Origin of the sequence: Psychrobacter sp. JCM 18902, from assembly GCF_904846615.1 — a bacterium.
Lineage (GTDB): Bacteria > Pseudomonadota > Gammaproteobacteria > Pseudomonadales > Moraxellaceae > Psychrobacter.
In genome coordinates this window covers 1,083,316-1,104,412 of the sequence record NZ_CAJHBK010000001.1, presented here as the reverse complement: position 1 = coordinate 1,104,412, position 21,097 = coordinate 1,083,316, and the positions used below count along the sequence as shown (strand labels likewise).

Here is a 21,097-nt window from a genome sequence, read left to right as displayed (position 1 = left end):
ATTTAGTAAATAAGCAATCCCTATTTGTGAATATTTAATACAACTTAGTCATCATGGGTTCGTTAAAATAAAGGCTTCGATGACTTGGTTCAGGGAAGATCACACAATCAAAAGGATGTAATTTTGAATCAAACAATATATGGGCTTTTGGCATTACTGCCAATCGTTCTCTGTGGTATTTTTCTGATAGGTTTGCAATGGTCAGCTAAAAAAACAACGCCAATCATTTTAGTGGTTACCGCTGCGCTTGCCATTTTTATATGGGATATGACGCTTAACCGAGTGTCATCATCTATTATTCAGGGTTTGGTCATTACGGTTTCGGTATTGTGGATAGTCTTTGGGGCTATTTTTTTGTTGAATACATTAAAACATACTGGTGCAATCGCTGTTATCCGTGCTGGGTTTACTAATGTATCGCCAGATAGGCGTGTGCAAGCCATTATTATTGCATGGTGCTTTGGCTGCTTTCTTGAGGGTGCCTCTGGTTTTGGTACAGCTGCCGCTATTGCAGCGCCTTTGCTGGTGGCAGTAGGATTTCCGGCGCTGGGTGCGGTGTTGATGGGAATGATGATACAAAGTACACCTGTATCATTTGGTGCGGTCGGTACGCCTATTGTGATAGGGGTAAATGATGGGTTAGATAAAGCTGCCATTAGCGCTCAACTGGCACAAGAAGGAGTACAGTGGGGCGAATTTTTACAACTGATTACCAGTCAAGTCGCCATTATTCACGGTGTCATTGGTACGTTTATGCCACTTTTTATGGTGATGATGCTCACTCGCTTCTTTGGTAAAAACAAAAGCTGGCGGGAAGGCTTTGCGATTTGGCCGTTTGCGATTTTTGCAGGCTTGGCATTTACAATCCCTTATATGATAACTGGTGTTTTTTTAGGGCCAGAGTTTCCGTCACTGGTCGGTGGCTTGGTCAGTATTACTATTGTTGTTAATGCTGCTAAAAGAGGGTTTTTGGTACCAAAAACCACATGGGATTTTGAACCGCAAAAAAACTGGCCGAGTGAATGGCTTGGTAAGTTAGTGGTTAGTAAAGAAGATACTACGCTGACCTTGAGTGATAAGAAGATGTCCACCCTTATGGCATGGTTCCCTTATTTACTGGTTGCCCTTTTACTGGTGTTTTCAAGAGTATTTACAGGCTTTCAGTATTTACTTAACAGTGTGGCAGTAGACCTAACCTCGATTTTAGGTGAGACAGATATCAGTGCCAGTTTTAGTCCTTTATACTTACCAGGCGGCTTGTTACTAATTAGTGCTTTGGTTGCTGCCGCTTTTCAAACTAGAAAGCCCGTCAGCGCCCTAAATAATGCCTTTAAAGAATCAGGTAAGACCGTATTAGGGGCAGGTTTTGTACTTATTTTTACGATCCCAATGGTTAGGATTTTTATTAATTCAGGCATAAACTTATCAGATGTGGCAAGTATGCCAGTCGCCAGTGCAGAGTTGTTTTCAGGTACTTTTGGTAATATTTTTCCATTGATTAGTGCAACCATCGGTGCTTTAGGTGCATTTATCGCCGGCTCTAATACCGTATCTAATATGATGTTCAGTCAATTCCAATATGAAGCCGCCATGAGCTTACATATTTCACCTTCTCTAATCATCGCGGCGCAAGCGGTTGGTGCCGCAGCCGGTAATATGGTTGCCATACATAACGTAGTTGCTGCATCAGCAACGGTGGGTTTACTTGGTATGGAGGGCGCCACACTTAGGCGTACTATTTTACCCACCATATACTATGTGTTGTTCTGTGGCATCATCGTCATGGCCGCCATTTACATTTTTGGTTTTCAAGGTCCCTTGGCATGATGAATGACACACCATTACAAAATAAGGAGCGTCATATATCTTCGTCAAATCACGCTTCTCAAGGCATGCTCAGTCCTGATCAGGTGCTAGATAAACTAACCAACTTGCTAGGCGCGAGTAATGTACAGGCTGATCCAGAGAAAAATGAGCACTATAGAATGGGGTGGCGCTCTGGCGGCGGCAGTGCCTTAGCGGTTTTGTTTCCACAAACATTGCTGGACATTTGGCGTAGCCTAGAAGTGTGCGTTGAAGGCGACTGTATTATCATTATGCAAGCGGCAAAAACAGGCCTGACTGAAGGATCAACACCGAGCGGTAATGACTACGATAGACCCGTTGTGGTGATTAATACGCTTGCCATAAACCAGTTGTATTTGGTGAATGACAACGAGCAAGTGATTAGCTTGCCTGGGGCGACATTGCATCAGTTGCAAAGTCAGCTTAATATTGTCAATAGAGCGCCTCACTCCGTCATTGGTTCCTCGACGTTAGGTGCGTCTATTATTGGTGGTATATCTAATAACTCTGGTGGGGCGCTGGTTAAAAGAGGGCCTGCTTACACCGAGCTTGCTATGTTTGCCCAAATAAATGAACACGGTCAACTGGTGCTAGTCAATCATCTAGACGTCGAGTTGGGTGATACTCCTGAAGAAATATTAACAAATTTGCAAAACGGTCATTTTGATAAAAAAGAATTACCTGACACTGGTAAGCTTGCATCTGACAGAGAGTACATCGCCCGAGTAAAAGATGTTGATGCAAGCACGCCCAGTCGCTTTAATGCGGACAAGCGCAGACTGTATGAAGCCAGTGGCTGTGCTGGCAAGCTTGCTGTGTTTGCAGTACGTCTTGACACTTATCCAATAGCGGCAAAAGAGCAAACCTTCTACATAGGCACTAACAGTGTGAGTGAGCTTGCACAGCTCAGAAGGCAGATACTATCAAGCTTCGACAATATCCCTGAAGTGGGTGAGTATATGCATCGTGATATATTTGATGTATCTGCTAAGTATGGCAAGGACACGTTCCTGAGTATTAAGCATCTCGGTACAAATGCCTTACCTAGATTGTTTTCTATCAAAGGCGCTATGGACGCAAAGTTCCATAAATGGTCATGGATGCCAAAGCATTTCACTGACAAAGTCATGCAGTTTATCGCTACTCTATTTCCAAAGCATTTGCCCAAGCGCATGATGGAGTACCGCAATCAATACGAGCATCACCTCATCATAAAAATGAGTGATGAAGGTATAGCAGAGGCTCAAGATTTTCTGAAGACGTTTTTTGATGCGTCGGATACGGGTAACTATTTTGAATGTAGTCAGGAAGAATCAGAAAGCGCACTTTTAAATCGTTTTGCCGCAGCCGGTGCCGCATTACGCTATGAAGTCATACATGAAAAAGAAGTCGGTGAGATATTAGCGCTGGATATTGCCATACCACGTAACGAGTTAGAGTGGCTTGAAAGCTTGCCTGAAGAAATTGAAAAGCACTTAGAGATGAAGCTGTATTACGGACATTTCTTTTGCTATGTGTTTCATCAAGATTATATTTTAAAGAAGGGCAGTGATGCCAAGCTTGTTAAAAAGATGATGTTAGAGCTATTGAGCGCACGCGGAGCCAAATATCCTGCTGAGCATAATGTCGGTCATCTATACGAAGCAGAGCCTGATTTGCAGAATTTCTATAAAAGTCTAGACCCAACCAATAGCTTTAATCCCGGCATCGGTAAAATGTCGAAAACCAAACGTAATTGCTCTTGCTGTGTGTAATAGTGAGTGTGGGTTGAGCTTGCCGCTTCAAAAATAAGCCAATTGCATCCATCGTTTAGCACTAATCAATAAATAATTAGAGATTCAAAAATATTACGTAGATATCTAACAGAGTAAGGGCATGCGTATGATTATTTCATCTCCAAACGACTACAGGGCTGCTGCCAAGCGCCGACTGCCACCATTTCTATTTCATTACATAGATGGCGGTGCTTATGAGGAATATACCTTAAAACATAATGTTGAAGATTTATCAAAAATTGCCCTTAGACAACGTGTACTGAATGATATGTCACAGCTTAGTCTCGAGACGCAGTTATTTAATGAAACTCTGTCTATGCCTGTCGCGTTGTCACCCGTGGGTCTGACAGGCATGTATGCCCGCCGCGGAGAAGTGCAGGCCGCTATGGCAGCCGATCAAAAAGGCATTCCGTTTACCATGTCGACAGTTTCGGTTTGTCCGATTGAGGAAGTAGTGCCTAAGATCAACCGTCCGATGTGGTTTCAGCTTTATGTGTTGAGAGACCGAGGCTTTATGAAAAATGCACTGGAGCGTGCCAAAGCTGCGGGGTGTTCGACCTTGGTTTTTACGGTGGATATGCCGGTGCCAGGCGCACGCTACCGAGATATGCACTCTGGTATGAGCGGTAAAAATTCCGCTATGCGCCGTTACTTACAGTCTATGACGCATCCGCAATGGGCATGGGATGTAGGACTGAATGGCCGTCCGCACGATCTGGGTAATATCTCTACTTATTTAGGCAAGCCAACAGGATTGGAAGACTATATAGGCTGGCTAGGTAATAACTTTGATCCCTCTATCTCTTGGAAAGATTTAGATTGGATTCGGGAATACTGGGATGGACCTATGGTCATCAAAGGTATTTTGGATCCAGAAGATGCCAAAGATGCGGTGCGTTTTGGAGCCGACGGCATAGTCGTATCCAATCATGGTGGGCGACAGCTGGACGGTGTTTTATCCAGTGCACGGGCGCTGCCTCCTATTGCCGATGCGGTTAAAGGAGAGATTAAAATCTTAGCCGACTCTGGCATACGCAATGGCTTAGATATTGTGCGTATGTTGGCTTTGGGCGCTGATATTTGCATGCTAGGGCGCGCCTTTATTTATGCTTTAGCAGCGGATGGCGGTGCAGGGGTAAGCAATTTGTTAGAACTGTTAGATAAAGAAATACGCGTCGCAATGACCTTGACTGGTGCCAAAACGATTGCTGATATTAATTCTGACTGTTTGGTAACACTGGATAATTAAACCGAGGCTATAGAGTTTGTCAGTACAAGAAGTGAGCTATTGCAGATAAGATACCGGAGCTTAGAAGCCGTCGGCTTGGTCGTTGATCACAAGCGCGAGGTTGCAGAAATTCCAATATCTAAGCTACCAACAATCGAATGTTAGGGTGTTTTGGTTGTTATGTGATGACTGGGAATGAGATGCTATGAAAAGGGCTTATTGTGCATTGTGAAGGTAATAGGCATATTATTGTTGAACGATAACCTCAACTTAAAGCAATCATTACGTTGAACACCGGAGCTCATCTATATAGTCAGCCCAATCTTGCATCATTTGTACCCTAGTATCTATTTCATCTAATCGGTTATAAGCGCCGCCATGCGTATCCTTTATTCGATGTCCTAATTGCAGCTCGGTCACGATATCTGAATAACGCAGTTCAGGTTGCTCCATAAGTAAGGTTTTAGCTGATGCTCGAAATCCATGAGCGCATTGAATATCTTTGTAGCCAAGCCTATGAAATATTTGTACTAGTGTTGCTTTACTAATATAAGGATTGCTTGAGGCACGTATCGATGCAAATACATGTTCTTTGTGACCTGTGATTGCTTTTATTTTTCGTAAGCGCTCAATTACTTGAGTGGCTAGTGGTACAACTAAGTGCGATACCATGTCATCACGACCTTCGCCTTTTGTTGGGGAAAACTCCCATAGCTTATTATCCCAATCTATATTTTGCCAACGCATAGACCGCAAATCGATACTACGCACAAAGACATATGGCAGTAAATTCATCGCTTCTAATGTGATTTTACTTGCGCCTTTAAAATTGGACATATCGTTTAGGAGAGTGGCAAACTGATCAGGTTTGGTGATGGCTGGTAAGTGGTTACCTGAACTGGCAGGTGCTAGCTCACCACGTGTATCAATAGCTACATTTCTATCGCATAATCCTCTTGCGACAGCAAATGAGAAGACCTTTTCAGTATAAAGCCGAGTGCTGGCACCAACGAAGGTTGCTTGATTTTCATTATTCTGAATCGCCTCACACACACTTAATATCATCTCGCTCGTGATATCGTTCATTCTTAAGTCGCCAATCTCGCGACACATATATCCTAGACATAAATCCCAAAATTTAAGGGTCGATTCACTAAACGCGCGCTTTCTGGATTTACTGTGATGACGACTTGATGTTTTGTGGTCTCGCCAAACTTGTGTAATATCAGCAAATGTGGCGTTCTTTAGATGAGCATACTTATTGACTTGTTCTTTTTTTTGAATGGCTTTAGGGTCGGAGCCTTGTGCGACCGTGCTAAGTATAGTTTCTGCTTTATACTTAGCTTCATATAGACTGATATCTTCGACCTTACCTAGCATTATTCTAGGGCGCTTACCATCGATATGGGGATGAGCGTACCGTAAGTAGTATTCCTTTTTACCATTTGGATAAATACGAATACTTAAACCCGCGATACCTGAGACACTGACAGAGTAATCTTTATCTCGGCATTCAAGTTTATTGATATCATTTAAATTATCGACAGCCATGATGTACATCCGTCAGCTTTATAAGCTAGGTAAATTGTGAATGTTAATCTATTATCTCTATACTTAGATTTAGAGCAATCTTTGCGCACGTTTTATAAATCCTGAAAAGCGTCTTCTGGGAAACGTAGATAGCTATTGGACACTAACATGGACACTGTTATTCATTAGTGAGTTTACAAAACCCTTTAAATATAAGGTTAAAAAGTATAATCATCCCCAACCTTCACTTGGGGATGATTATAGTATAACGACTGAAGGAGGAGTAGGCTATGCGTTTATTGAGCTGTAGGTTGTTATTACTGGTTATTTTGGTCAAATAATTGGATTTAATATAAGATGGATGCTTTGCCTAGCATTTGATTGAACATATTTTCGATAAAAACCATGCTCCTGTACGTGCACAGAATATAAAAATTAGGGGCATAGTACTGTTCTGTGCAAATTTGGCGGTTGTTAACTCAGTGCTTTAGATGGAATTATATTACGAATAGTGAAGGGGTTTTTGATAACTTAAAGCAAAAAGTATTACAGCTTAGTTGGTCATGATATTTGCCACTATAAGGTAGATCTAAACCAGACTTGCAGACAGGCTAAGTAGGAGCATTGTAAGATCATACCTGCGCTATTAGAACTGATATGAAATAACAGATAACCAAAAGAGTGATGATTTTTGAGCTAAGCTAATAATCTATAGGTAGTGATATCTTTATATGCCTAACGTATTGCAAAAGCATTCTTACCAAAGAGCCAGATGATTAAGATGCTAACAATTGAATGATAGTGAATTTGGCTGTTGGGTGATGATTAGGAATGAGGAATTGGATAAAGTGCTGATTGGCTATTCTGGCAGATGTAGCCAGTATGATGGTGATACATAGAGCGAGCTCATCAAACAGTTTAGCTTTAAAGCTTCGATAAGCGATAAAGAAGATTTAGTTAAGGTTTACTATAGTGATGATTGCAATACATTTGAAACGGTTATTAACTAAACTAACTAGTTGTTTATGATGCATAACATAACCCCCATGAATTTACTATCAGATACTGTTTATTTAACATAATATACATTATGCGAAAACAAACCAATGGCTTTAGAAGTTAGGTTCATAGTTTTATACAGTGCCATTTATAAGCTCTCATGATTGGTACTGTGATTCTTATTTAGGGTTTATAGCTTTTTATATTTAGATATTAATAAAAATAATACTCAACATTTACTAGCGACAGGTTTCTAGTAAATGCTTGCGCAAAGACTTGCCATCTTCATCTAAAATCACATCTGCTACTCGGCAATTAGCATCGTCATCGGTACCATTACATGACAACTCATAATAGACATTGCTGCCATGTGCCAAACTCACTTGCACCAATCCTTGGTCAGTCATCGAAAACTGTTTGTCTTGGGTATAATCAGGATCTTGCGAATCCCACAATACATCATAATCAACATGACAAGATATTTGCTCTCTATCAAAATAGTCTTGCTCAATCTGCATCGCGGCTTGTAGATCTGGGTCGGCATACTGTTGCAATACGACCGGATTATCCATGCCTTGATTGCTGACGTCTTGCTGATACATGTTGCTAATGGTCGCTATTTTTATGGCTGCATAAGTCTGAGTTGACTCTGCTATATCAGCTATAGCAGAATTGGTTGCTATCAGTCCCATAGCTAGCAGCGTCAGTGAATAATATGTTGGCATGGCGTTCTCTACGAGCTTCAATGATATAAGTGTTATAAACCATTACATCATAACCATATTATGACTCTGCTGTATTATCGTATCATTCCGGTTTATCTACTAAAAACGATCTGTTACTTAGGGCGTGTCCTCAATTCAATCGATTATTATCTAAATGGACTAAAAATGGCTAAATTTTGCCAAACATCGTTAAATAGCTTATGAATATCTTGATATTATTTGCGCTACTTTCCTTGTTTGACGGCAATTTATCTCATTTTTATCACCATTTTTAGAATAAGGACACACCCTAGTAACTTTTAAATAATAAATTTTTGCTCAGTAATCTTGTGAAATTTTCTCATTTATATTCACAGTAACGTATATTTCGTTAACCACTGCGATAAGGATGCTTCATGACCCTATTATCTACCTTCAAAGACCGTTCATCTAAATTAACCGTTGGCGGCACATTGGCTTTGGCGCTAGCAGCAACTGGCTGTCAATCTTCTGCTGAATCCAATATAGCCACTCCAAATCAATCTAACGGCCATTCATCAACGCCCGTTGTCTCCGATATCAGTCAGCAAACCCTTAAGCAGCAAGCCTTACGTATTCAGCGCGCGCTTGCGAATAAAGATTTTGCTCGCATTACCAATGATATTCATCCGACCCGTGGCGTCCGTTTTTCGATGTATGCCTATGTGCGTCCTGAGACAGATAAAGTCTTTAGCCGTGAACAATTCGCCCAATATTTGCAACAGTCTAAAATTCGTTTTACTTGGGGTGAAAAAGACGGTACGGGCGATCTACTCGTCACGCCACTACCTACATATTTAGACACGTGGATTGATGCTAGCAAATTTAACAATGCCAGTATCAGTATTAATGAGTTCCAACACAGTGGGAATATGATTAATAACCTAAAGAAAATTTATCCCAATTCAGAGGTTGTCGAGTTTTATCATAAAGGCTCGGAGGAATACGCTGGTATGGATTGGCGCATCATGCGTTTAGTGTTTGAAGAGTATGAAGGTAAACGCTATTTGGTCGCTATTGTGAATGAGCAATGGACAACTTAAATATTTTTTATCTATAAAAACATAGACTTAAAGGAAAAATAAGCCAAAAAAAGGCAGTGTCATGAAACCCATGCACTGCCCTTTTTTATTGCTTTTTCATGTCTATATATTCATTATCGAACATTAATAGTGACTATTAATGATTTTGATTAAAGTGGTGTTTGGCGAAAAAATTTCACCATAATTTCATAAATATCTGGGTAAGCATCGATCAGCTTTTGCGGCGTCTCAAAAAATACCTCACTGAGTACCGCAAAAAACTCCGCTGGATTAGTCGCGCCATAACGATCAAGACCTGATTTATGATGGCTTTGAAAATCCTCAAAGTCTCGTGTCATAATCTCAGTCCAGCGCGCAGGATCCATATCGGTTTGCAGTGGTGGAAAGCCGTTGGCACGACCATTTAACATATCAAGCTTATGTACAAACTCATGAATGACGACGTTGTGACCATCGCGCTCCCCTGAGTGTTTGGCATCCTTCCACGACAGAATAACGGGGCCGCGCAGCCATGCTTCGCCGCTACGGTGCTGACTGCCCTCATGGACAATGCCCAGCTCATCGACAGTGGTAGTTTCGCTCTTGTAGGAACCAGGATAAATGATAATGGCTGACCAGCCAGCATACCACTCAAGGCTAAGGTTTAAGATAGGTAAGCAAGCTTGTAAGGCGATGGATTGCCGCACCGCATTGGTAATCTCGAAACCCTGCGCGCCAGTAATCGACTTATCCGCCAAAAACAGCGTCGCCAGCTCAAACAAGCGTGTTAGCTCGTCTTCGTTCAACCGATCAAGTATCACAATACGCTGAGCCGCTTGCAGCCAGTCAGCATGGGTAAACTCGCTATTGTCCAGTATGCGCTGCTCGCGCCAGTCTTTTATCATGCTAAACATATTGAATTTCCTTTAATTTTATCGTTGGACTGTGCTTTTTATTATTAGCGTTATGCGTTTTATGATGTTAAATAATGCTGACAATAAGCCTGTTTATCAACCCTCTAATGACAGCATATTCATAATCAGCTTAATCAAGGTTTCTTTTTGGTTGGGATCAGACTCGGCAACCAACAAGGTCAATGCAGCAAGCCCCGTATTATTAATAACCATCTCACCTTTATCATTGAGCAGTCGATTATTACGATGCAGAAAATCCACGAATAAAAAAGCACCGCTGCGTTTATTACCATCGGTAAAAGGATGATTTTTGACCATGAAATATAGCAGATGCGCGGCTTTACTCTCGATGGTCGGATATGCAGGCTCACCAAACACCGTTTGCTGTAAATTACCCAGTACGCTGTCCAAACCATTACCACGAGGCTTAGCAAATAGCTCAGTCGCCTCGCCTCTATTTATCAGCTGCAATTTTAAATCCGTCAGCGCTGCCATCGCCTCAGTCGGACTGGGTAAGATACCGCCATCCTCCCCTGCGGGATTATCAAGCAAGCCTTCATCATAACGCTGTAACCATAAGAATGTCTGTGTATAACGGCTGATAATTTCAACCAAGCCGCGTCCTTCATCGGTGTTAAGTTCGGGACTTTGCGCGGTTTTTCGAATTAAATTTAAAGCTTGTTGTAGCTCGCTTGAGTTTTTATCAAAGCGCTCTTGATTGAGTGTATAACCTTGAACCAAGTATTCACGTAAGCGCTGCGTTGCCCATATACGGAACTGAGTACCTTTTTTAGAATTAACCCGATAACCCACAGAAATAATAGCATCTAGATTGTAAAAGCGAATGTTACGTCGAACCTGCCGATTCCCCTCTTGACGAACTACCGAGGATTGCTCGGTAGTTGCTTCTGGGTCTAACTCACCTTCTTTATAAATATTTTTTAGATGTAATCCTATGGTATCCGAGTCTTTTTCAAACAGCGTCGCCAATTGGGCTTGTGAGAGCCATAGTGTGTCGTGTTCTAAGCGTATCTCTATCTGCGCCTTCCCATCAGCGCTTTCATATATCTCTACTTTTGCTGTTTTATCATTCGTAGCACCAGTCATCTTAGTTTTTCCTTAAATATAAATATATGCGCTAATGCTCAATGTATAAATCATACAGCGACTGCATAACAGAGTACATAACAATGACTATCCTGTGCCTGTGCCTGTGCCTGTGCCTGGAGTATCCCGCGGCGTATAACCAAAATGCTGCTTATAAATGCGTGAAAAGTAACCTTGGTCGCCATAACCGACCCTATGCGACACTTCATAGATGGTCACATAGCTTTTGGTTTTTAAAATATGATTGGCCTGCTTTAAACGCAATTCCTTGACCCAGTCTGAAAAAGTATAAGGTAGATCGGAAAACAGCTTGTGTAAGTATCTGGCAGAGATATGACAAGCAGCAGCGACGGTCTTAGGATTAAGGTCAGAGCTTGCTAAGTTTAGACTTACATAGTGTTCTATCCGCTTTAAGTGCACCGATTGTATGGACGAGCTGGTACTCATCATCACCTCTTTCGGGGCGATCAATGTCAATACAATAAGGTTAAGCAGCTGCTGCTCTAATATTTTTATCTCTAAATCACCCAGATGATTGTTATGAATAAGCGCCAGTATTTGACCAATTTGAAATACCAGTAACCTGCCTGCCCCTTCATCAATAGATAGACTGCGGGCAAACTGCCGCTCTATAGTACCCATTTGCGGGGTTAGTAGCGCTAAAGGCACTTTAATCACATACAATGATGCTTCATGCAGATGATAAAACTCATAAGGTAAGCTGGACAGTTCAATAAAGAATTGACCGGGTTTAGAGGTCAGCTGCCGTCCTTTTTGGGTAAAACGGACGTCGCCTGTCATAGGAAAAGTAATTAAAATACTGTCATCAATATAGCCAGAGCTCTGTCTGCCGCGATTATAGTGCACAGTATTAGCATGATAGTGCGAAACACCTATCTCTAGAAGCTTAGCATGTTGCAAAAAACCAGAAAACTTATTCGGTTGCCGAAAACTAACATCAAGATCAAAATAAGTCTCGTTGATGGTATGTTTCCAGTCAAAGGCACCTAAGGTTTGTATGCTATCCGTTGCTGGCATCTCTAACCCTGAGGGGCTTAGAAGATTTTTATTCATTGACAAATCATGTGCAGAGGTATCGTTTGTCTGACCTGCCTGCAACTGTAAGGTTTGATGAGAGGTATTTTGATAATGGTCTGGCTTCTGATTTGCATTCATCCTTGAACACTCAATATATGGTATACAACTGTACTGATATCCTATCAGTTATTCATCAATAATCCTCTTTTATATCATAAAATAAAAAAGGCTTTAGGCATTAAGTGCTCTTTAATGCCTAAAGCCTTGAGTTGATTTTTCTTTATAACCTGCTTTTATAGACTTGCTTTATGCTGCTCGAGTCAGCTTATAGGTTCCAGTCTCATGCAGCTCTGCTTGCCAGCCATTTTTAATGACCACGGTAGTGGTTGGCTCTTGAATGAGCGCAGGACCTGTGACTATAGCACCAGCACCGAATTTCTCACCGTCATAGATAGGCGTATCAATCCAGTCATAGGACTGATCAAACAGCATCTCACGGCTACCCGTTTTAGCATTACTGATATCCCCTTGCTGCGGTATAAGGCTCGGTAGTTTTGGCTTACTGATTTTACCAATTACCGATACCTCAATGTTGACCAGCTCGACGTGACTATCACGCTCATCATAAGTATAAAGCTCACGATGGCGATGATGGAACAACTCTAAGATGGTGCTAACACTTTCAGCATCGAGCTTACCATTCGGTATAAGCACGTTACATTCATGCACCTGACCAACATAGCGCATCTCCATGGTACGTTCGATGCTGATATCTTTATCTGTAAAGCCATCTTCTAGCAGCTTTTGTACACCCTGCTCTTCAAGTTCTTGTAGCTTGGCATTGAGTGATTGCAACTCTACATCTCGCGCTAGAATCATCATCTGTGTCGCTAAGTAGTTATACTTGATATCAGAGATAATTTGACCAAAAGCACAGAGACAAGATGCGATTTTCGGTATTAAAATAGTCCCAATCCCCATCTCTTCAGCCAGAGCAATAATATGCATGCCAGCTGCGCCGCCTGCGCATACTAGCGCAAAATCCCGAGGATCATAGCCTTTCTCGATAGTAATACGACGAATGGCATTAGACATGTTTTGGTTAACGATAGCACTGATACCAAATGCGGCGTGATCTAACTCGATGTTTAGCGGATCAGCGATGTGTGTTTGCACCGCTTGTACGGCTTTGTCTTTGTCTAAGGTCACACTACCGCCTAATACCGCATTCGGCTGTAGATAGCCCAATACTAAGTTTGCATCTGTGACGGTTGGCAAGTCACCACCTTTACCATAACATGCCGGTCCAGGCGTCGCGCCAGCACTCTGAGGGCCAACCTCTAGCATACCAAAGGTATTAACATGCCCAATAGAGCCACCGCCCGCCCCTAATGTCTCTACATGAATCATAGGTACGCCAATACGATTACGTAAGAAATCAATATCGCGGTTGAGGCTGGTTCTGCCTGCCTTCGCCATGGTGATGTCAAAAGAAGTACCGCCCATGTCGACCGTGATAATATCGTCAATCCCAAAAGGACTGGCAATATACAGACCCGCTTGTGGTGCAGATGCTGGCCCCGAGTTAATGGCATTTACTGCACGCTCTCGCATGATGCTACCGACAGCAAGCCCACCATTCGACTGGAAGTAACGTACTGGCTGCTCAGCGCCTAACGCCTTAAAGTAGTCGTCAATTTTATGGACATAAGAAGCCATTACTGGGCTTAAATAAGCATTTACTAGGGTCGTTGAGGTGCGAGTATATTCTTTGATCTGCGGGTAGACATCACTGCCACAGCAAACGAATACCCCTGGCATATACTGCTCAACCAGCTCTTTGGCACGCTGCTCATGCTGAGTATTACGAATAGACCAGACGAAAGAGATAGCAATTGCTTGAACGTCTTTTTCCTTAAGTGCTCTGATTGCATCGAGCACGTCTTGCTCATTTAGCGGCTCGTGTTCAGTACCATCAGCTAAAATACGACCCCGAATAGGAAAGCGACGATCACGGGTGGCGATTTGCGGTGCTGGCGGATAGCTGGCATCATAGCGGTGCCCTTCTTCTTTATGCCCTAAACGTATCTCGATACTGTCCTCATGACCTGCCGTACATAATAGTCCGACCTTCACCCCTTTCATCTGAATCAGAGCGTTTAGTGCAACGGTCGTACCATTGATACATAGGTCGCATGCTTGAATAATCTCTTCAATAGGACGGTCAAACTGCGTGGCTATTTGCTGTAGACCATTGGCAATAGCTAAAGTGCCATCTTCGGGAGTAGAAGGTGCTTTGAATAGATGTACATGGCCACTTCTTTCGGCCAGAACAAAGTCAGTGAACGTCCCACCAGCATCGACTCCAATACGGAAATCATTTTTCATAAGTCATCCTTAACTCAAATTATTTAATATCATCAGTTAGTTTTGGGTTTTATGCCGTCAGCTTACGACGTAAAGCATTCGTCTCTGCTTCATTGACCGCCAGCGTTTGTGGGTCAATAACCACACCATACTCAGTCTTAGCTGCTGCCACTGATATCACTCTTTCTTCGACGTCTTTTAACACTGCGGGTACCGACCGTGCAAACGAGATGCCGTAGCCGCCACCACCAGGGTTGGTATTACGCGCACGGTCACCTGGTTGTATTTCAGTCATTATGTTTTTCTTATGAAGATCAGTGACGCCATCCTTATGAATAATCTCCAAGCGACCTAGCTTCAGTTCAGGTGAGATTTGCTCCGCACCAGCGGCACCCATCGTCGGATGCTCACGGCCTTCACCAAAGGCAACTACCGTCATCTCATGACCCAACGGTTCAACTTCCCATACCGTGCCGCAGCCGCCACGATACTCACCAGCACCGCCACTGTCTTCTGCCAATCCATATTTATGAATCAAAATAGGATATTGATACTCTAGTAGCTCGATATCACCGGAGCTTAGTGCACCAAAGCAGCATAAAGGACCGCAAGCATGCCAGCCGTCCATCTGCTGAGTCGCGCCAGCACCAGAGATAATCGAAGCTAGAATCATAGTGACGTACTGTTCCCCTGTTTTTGGGTCAATACCTGAGATGTTGATACCAGAGGCATGACCCCAAGAAGCAATCACACGATCTGGCGCGGCATCTTCAAATGCCATACGCACGGCATCCGTTAAGGTTTCCATCGGTGTGGTAGTACAATTCACATGAGGGGCAGGTTCTTTGGCATTACATAGTGTGCCATGCTCGCCCAAGTCTACCGTGACACAGCGGTATAAACCTTCGTTGTACGGTGGGTCTACTTGGGCAAACATCATCAGCCCTAGGAGAACACCAGACATCGAATTGCCTGCATAGGAGTTAATGAAGTAAGGTACTTGCGGTGGACTGGTAATCTTGATATGTACATCGCTATTTTTAATCTCAATATCAGCGCTAATGGTCAAATCACCCAAACCATGACCTGAATCTTCTAATACCGCTTCACCATGATACTGGCCATCTGGAATAGATGAAATTAATGAGCGCATATGGGTATCAGCCATATTCTTCAGCTCTTCAATCGCTGCTCGGACGGTCTCTACGCCATACTTGTCTAATAGCGCAATCATGTTACGCTCACCGACTGCACACGCACCATACTGAGCATTGAGATCGCCTTCTTGGTTACGACGAGAGCGCATGTTGCTATGAATTAAGTTAATGACATCACGACGTCTAACGCCTTTTTCCCATATTTTGATAGGCGGAATGCGCAACCCTTCGGCGTATATCTCTTTAGCGTCTGGATTATATCCTGCCGGTACTGGACCACCGATATCAGTGACGTGACCTTTGCATACTGTCCAAAATACCAACTCACCTTTATAAAACACTGGCTTATACATACAGCAATCTAGGATATGACTGCCCATCATCACGGGATCGTTGTGATAAATAACGTCTCCTTCATGAATGTCATCACCATAATATTCGGCAACGGCTTTCATGGCTGGCATGAGCGAGCCTAGATGAATAGGAATATCCTGACCCTGTAAAATCATCTCAGGCAAATGATCAAACAAAGCATTGCTATAATCGTGAGCTAAGTTAAAGACACTAGAGCGTGCGGTTTTTTCTAAGGTTGTCGTCATCTCACGCTGCGCCGTTTCTAAGGCACCACGTACGACGGACAAGGTAATAGGATCAATTGAAGTGTGAGCGTTGCTCATGTGAGACTCCCTGTCTAGAAATTTATATCAGAAGATATGAGTGGCTCTGTAAAATATAGCGCCCAATGTGGCCGTCAATACTTAACAATTACACTCATTCTTTATATGGCTGTCATCCATCCTAATGACGAAGCTTTTTTACTATAGCGAGGTTGTTAGCAAATAGATTGACTGACAGTGCAGAGTTTTTGACTGTGAGTGCACACCTGTATGAATAAGTCTTGTGATTTCAGCTTTTGGAGAGAATGTTAACAATAAAGAGCGTTTGCAATAAAAAAGACAATGCATCGGTTATGATGCACTGCCCTATGAATTTACGTCTTTGACTATTTATTAGTTTAGTTTTGAGTTTACAGCCACACTTAAGCGTATTAAATGTCTGACATCAAGAAAAAATGCCGTCGTCAATAATACAGTCTTAAGCATAATCGTGTGTACCACGAATAGGATAGTTGTTTTCTGGATTTCTGATAAAGGCCAGACCATTTGCCAAGGCTTCCAGCTCAGGTCTAGTAAAAGGAGCATTGGAGATATCTACAATCTGAATCTTCCCTTCTGTATTGATAACAAACAAGCCGGGCTCTGCAAATGGATGATCGGTTTCTTTCTCTGAACGTGGGTTGGAGATATAAAGACCCAGCATTTTCATTTGTTCAACGGTCAGATCATAGGCGATAGGAAAGCTTACATTTATTTTTTCCAAATGACTTGCTACCTGCTCTTTGCTGTCACCTGAAACAGCGATGACGTCGACACCCGTTTCATTAAATGCTGATTTTAATGTTTCTAACTGATTGAGGTATTTGGTGCAAATGGGACAGTGTTGACCTCGGTAAACAACCACCATTTTCCAGTCATGACCATTTTCGGGCTTGCCCAATAGCGTCATGTCACCATTATAAGTGGGTACTTCTATATTGGGGAATGTTGCACCAGCAATGATTTTTGGGTTGTAGTTTGCTTGCATTTTTTCATACTTATAGTTTTGAGTTAAAAATATTTAATATCAAATTTGAATGTTTGCTCAATTTGGTATGTATTGATACTACAAGTAAAAAGCCGACGGTGAAGTCGGCTTTTTGTTATTAAATTGGCATAAATTGAAAGTTTTTCTCTCTGTAGAGATATGATGGGTCAACATAGCTGTTTATCAACCAATACTAACCAGTCCGACTCATATGAATATTATAGCGATTAACAGCGCAGACTAGTTAGCGTTACTACAGAAGCGTCTAGCGTTACCAATGCTGAGCATTATATTCGAGCTCACCCTACTACCAAGCGCATCAATTGGGTACTAATATAGCCACCGAAAGTACCTACCGCATAACCGAGAATACCCAAAAACACCCCAACTGGCGCGAGTGATGGGTGAAATGCCGTTGCGACAATGGGTGCTGATGAGGCACCGCCAGTATTGGCATTGGATCCGACTGCCAAAAAGAAAAACGGCGCACGAATTATCCTAGCCACAGCAAAGATAATGACAACGTGAATGCTCATCCATAATAAACCAATAAGGAGCAGTCGCCATTGCGAAACGATACCCGCAAGATTGATTTGCATACCAATAGCAGCAATCAAGATGAAGATGAATACCGTACCAATTTTGGAAGCGCCCACATGATCAAGGCGACGTATCTTGGTAAAGGAAAAAATTACCCCTATCAAGGTTATAATCACAACCATCCAAAAGAACGAGCTGGCAAAGCTGTATTGTACTGCCCAGCTATAGGGCGCAAAAAACCCTGCAATTTGACCACCAATAAAGTGTGCGACACCCACCATAGCAAAGCATAAGCCAAACATCACCATCAAGTCATTTAAAGTGGCTGGACGAGCATTGTCACGCTCATAACTCTCAACCGCCTTAATCACTTTCTCAATACTACTGGTGTCTGCCCTCAATAGCCGATCTATCTTATCGCTATGCTTCGCCAATACCAAGATAGCCAATAACCATAATGAAGCATTGGTGGTATCGACCAAAATCATCATTCCAAATAAATCATCACTGACGCCAAATAGCTCCTTCATCGCCGCTTGGTTTGCCGCGCCGCCGATCCAACTACCCGCCACCGCCGAAAACCCGCGCCATAGCGTGTCATCGGTAAACATTTCAGGCGATACCCATTTAGCGACACCTAAGCTTATTGGACCACTAATAATAATCGCGATACTGGCGGCGAAAAACATGGCGATGGCTTTCCAGCCTAGCCCCAATATCTTTGGTACATCCATCGACAAGGTCATTAACAGCAAACTTGCTGGCAACAGATAAGTGGCAGTAAAGCCATAAATCTGTGAGCCGATACCGTCAGCGAAGACGCCTAAACTATTAAGCGTTGCAGGTATAAAGCAGCACAGCACAATACCCGGCAATACCGCATAAAAGCGCTGCCAGAATTTACCGGGTAATCCTTGGGTATAAAAAACCAAACCGATAATGGTCATAATGATGCCAAAAGCCAATGGCAGGCTATCAATGGTTAAATGAGAAATATCGGGCATCAAATAGCTCCGCAGCACACGATGAATAAAAGCTTGTTAGTATAGACAAGGCGAAAAAAACGCGCAAGCAGCGATCGAATAAACACAAAAAAGCCAGATAACAAGTATCTGGCTTTTTTAGTGCTATCTTTAGGCGATCAAGCAATTAATAACTTTAATCACCAAATATAACAGTATTACGAGTTGTTACCACGGTTGCCGCCGTTTGGACGACCTTGACCACGGCTGTCAGAACGACCTGCTGGGCGACCTTGGCTGCCACTTGGACGACCACGACCTGTTGCAGCACGCTCACCACGTGGAACGCCAGTGCTATCGCCGCGGCTAGGAGCACCAGTGCGCTTGCCTTGATACGGCTTGCCACCTGAACGCTCATTTGGCTTGCCTGACGTGTCACGTGGCTTACCTTGATAACCGCTGTCATTGCTAGCGCGTTGACCAGTTGATGAGCTGTCGCTTGAGCGACCACGAGCATTAGCAGGATTACCTTGATAACCACCACCCGCGCGACCACGGCCTTGACCATTACCACCGCCGTTTGAACGACCACGACCGCGACCACGACCATTACCTTTATTTTCGCTAGGTACATAAGTCTTCTTAGGCTCCATGCCTTCGATGATACATACTTCCATTTTGCGATCTAAATAACGGTTGATAGCGTTTAGCTGTGGACGATCATCCATGCTACATAAGCTGATAGCGATACCAGTACGACCAGCACGACCACAACGACCGATACGATGGACGTAATCTTCAGTTTGGCGTGGCAAGTCATAGTTAATAACGTGCGATATTGCTGGAATATCTAGACCACGAGCAGCAACGTCAGTCGCTACTAAGATTTTAACTTTACCATTACGCAAGTCTTGAACGATACGGTTACGCTTGCTTTGTGGCAAATCACCATGTAGGAAGCTGGCTTTATGACCCGCTTCTTGTAGCTGTTTGGCCAGTTTTTCAGTGCTACGTTTGGTAGCAGCAAAGATAATGATCTGTTCCATATCTTGCTGACAAACGATTTTGTCAAGTAAACGGTTTTTATGATCAAAATCATCACAGTAGTACACTTTTTCTTCGATGTGTGCAGATTCTACTTTGATTGATACACGCTCAGGGTTCTTAGTGAAGCTGGCAGCGATTTTACCTACTGGGCCATCCCAAGTTGCAGAACACATAATCGTTTGACGATCAATTGGTGCGGCACGAAGGATATCACTGATGTCATCAGCAAAGCCCATGTCTAGCATACGGTCAGCTTCATCAAGTACCAAAATTTCTAGGCTTGATAAATCAACACGACCAGCATTGATATGGTCAAGTAGACGACCTGGGGTCGCAACGATAACTTGAACGCCTTTTTTCAACGCAGTGATCTGACCGTTGTATGGTGCGCCGCCAACTAAAGGTACGCAGAATAGGCCACGCATGTCTTTAGAATAAGTACGTACACTATCATGTACTTGCTGAGCAAGTTCACGCGTTGGCGTTAAGATAAGGGCTTTAGTTAGTTTGTCAAAGCTAGTGGCACGGCTTAAACGGTCAAGTACAGGGATAACGAATGCCGCTGTTTTACCACTACCGGTTTGCGCAGACAATAGTAAGTCGCGGCCCGCTAGTGCAAAAGGAATGGCTTGTGCTTGAATAGGTGTTGGATTGGTATAACCACTGCGATCAAGCGCGGTCAAAATCGGCTTGGCAATGTCTAGTTCAGCAAAGGTAATTTGATCTTCATCAGTCGCGTCAGTAGTAGCCGCTTGATTATTAGTATCAGTATTTGGAGTGTCAGTGTTTTCGATGATGCCGTTTTCAGCGGCGATTGCAGATAAAATATCAGTCATGAGAATCCTTGGTAAGTATAAGTTGCTGTAAATTCAGCAAGCTTGATGCATACCACTGATAACCGTTCACCACGCTGCCTTTATTAAAGAATTACCGGACCACATGTAAGTGTCGATAATCAGAAGCCAAGCCAATAAAGCTTAGAGCCTCTACAATAAATGCGTTCGTGCTGTCTGACGTATTTTGGTGGTAGTGCCGAGTGTCTCATCCTTGTTTGATATCAGCGTATTATTAATGCTTTGTCCAAAGCAAATAATCGCGAATAACAACCAATTTAAACCACATTTATGGTTCGGTAGATAAGATATGAGTCAAAAATAACTGCTATTTTCATTACAGGTT

General features: G+C 42.9%; 14 protein-coding genes. 4 read left to right on the top strand and 10 right to left on the bottom strand.

Going from position 1 to position 21,097, the window contains the following annotated elements:
• Positions 1 to 123: 123 nt before the first annotated feature.
• The 3 genes from JMY05_RS04530 (at position 124) to lldD (ending at position 4,869) form a co-directional block, all read left to right on the top strand.
• Positions 124 to 1,827 carry an L-lactate permease gene (locus JMY05_RS04530; RefSeq protein ID WP_045447300.1) on the top strand — a complete coding sequence of 568 codons (1,704 nt, stop codon included), beginning with the start codon at positions 124 to 126 and terminating at the stop codon, positions 1,825 to 1,827.
• 65 nt (positions 1,828 to 1,892) lie between these two features.
• Positions 1,893 to 3,599, top strand: coding sequence for a D-lactate dehydrogenase (gene dld / locus JMY05_RS04525; protein ID WP_045447344.1), 1,707 nt, complete (start codon positions 1,893 to 1,895; stop codon positions 3,597 to 3,599).
• Positions 3,600 to 3,726: 127 nt separating this feature from the next.
• The gene (lldD, locus tag JMY05_RS04520; RefSeq protein WP_201614262.1) at positions 3,727 to 4,869 is read left to right on the top strand and encodes an FMN-dependent L-lactate dehydrogenase LldD; all 1,143 of its coding nucleotides are present in this window, start codon (positions 3,727 to 3,729) and stop codon (positions 4,867 to 4,869) included.
• Between the two features lie 261 nt (positions 4,870 to 5,130).
• Here lldD and JMY05_RS04515 read toward each other — a convergent pair whose 3' ends face one another.
• A complete protein-coding gene (locus JMY05_RS04515) occupies positions 5,131 to 6,399 on the bottom strand; it encodes a tyrosine-type recombinase/integrase (protein ID WP_201614260.1) in 1,269 nt (422 codons plus the stop codon).
• A 1,217-nt stretch (positions 6,400 to 7,616) separates the two neighbouring features.
• Complete coding sequence (locus tag JMY05_RS04510) at positions 7,617 to 8,102, bottom strand: hypothetical protein (RefSeq protein ID WP_045447303.1); 486 nt, start codon at positions 8,100 to 8,102, stop codon at positions 7,617 to 7,619.
• Positions 8,103 to 8,497: 395 nt separating this feature from the next.
• Here JMY05_RS04510 and JMY05_RS04505 point away from each other — a divergent pair, with 395 nt between their 5' ends.
• Positions 8,498 to 9,163, top strand: coding sequence for a hypothetical protein (locus JMY05_RS04505; protein ID WP_201614259.1), 666 nt, complete (start codon positions 8,498 to 8,500; stop codon positions 9,161 to 9,163).
• Between the two features lie 149 nt (positions 9,164 to 9,312).
• Here JMY05_RS04505 and JMY05_RS04500 read toward each other — a convergent pair whose 3' ends face one another.
• From JMY05_RS04500 to JMY05_RS04465, 8 genes are all read right to left on the bottom strand, one after another.
• Complete coding sequence (locus tag JMY05_RS04500; protein WP_201614258.1) at positions 9,313 to 10,056, bottom strand: zinc-dependent peptidase; 744 nt, start codon at positions 10,054 to 10,056, stop codon at positions 9,313 to 9,315.
• A 96-nt stretch (positions 10,057 to 10,152) separates the two neighbouring features.
• The gene (gene rhuM / locus JMY05_RS04495; protein WP_201614257.1) at positions 10,153 to 11,163 is read right to left on the bottom strand and encodes a virulence protein RhuM/Fic/DOC family protein; all 1,011 of its coding nucleotides are present in this window, start codon (positions 11,161 to 11,163) and stop codon (positions 10,153 to 10,155) included.
• 87 nt (positions 11,164 to 11,250) lie between these two features.
• Positions 11,251 to 12,339 carry an AraC family transcriptional regulator gene (locus JMY05_RS04490; protein WP_045447306.1) on the bottom strand — a complete coding sequence of 363 codons (1,089 nt, stop codon included), beginning with the start codon at positions 12,337 to 12,339 and terminating at the stop codon, positions 11,251 to 11,253.
• 168 nt (positions 12,340 to 12,507) lie between these two features.
• Positions 12,508 to 14,589 (bottom strand): hydantoinase/oxoprolinase family protein, encoded by a 2,082-nt coding sequence (locus JMY05_RS04485; RefSeq protein ID WP_045447309.1) that lies wholly within the window; start codon positions 14,587 to 14,589, stop codon positions 12,508 to 12,510.
• Positions 14,590 to 14,638: 49 nt separating this feature from the next.
• Complete coding sequence (locus tag JMY05_RS04480; protein WP_201614256.1) at positions 14,639 to 16,402, bottom strand: hydantoinase B/oxoprolinase family protein; 1,764 nt, start codon at positions 16,400 to 16,402, stop codon at positions 14,639 to 14,641.
• 418 nt (positions 16,403 to 16,820) lie between these two features.
• Positions 16,821 to 17,369, bottom strand: a complete 549-nt coding sequence (locus JMY05_RS04475) for a peroxiredoxin-like family protein (protein ID WP_201614255.1) — start codon at positions 17,367 to 17,369, stop codon at positions 16,821 to 16,823.
• 299 nt (positions 17,370 to 17,668) lie between these two features.
• Positions 17,669 to 18,913, bottom strand: a complete 1,245-nt coding sequence (locus JMY05_RS04470; protein WP_045447311.1) for a DUF819 domain-containing protein — start codon at positions 18,911 to 18,913, stop codon at positions 17,669 to 17,671.
• A gap of 176 nt (positions 18,914 to 19,089) precedes the next feature.
• Positions 19,090 to 20,754 (bottom strand): DEAD/DEAH box helicase, encoded by a 1,665-nt coding sequence (locus JMY05_RS04465; RefSeq protein ID WP_201614254.1) that lies wholly within the window; start codon positions 20,752 to 20,754, stop codon positions 19,090 to 19,092.
• Positions 20,755 to 21,097: the final 343 nt, after the last annotated feature.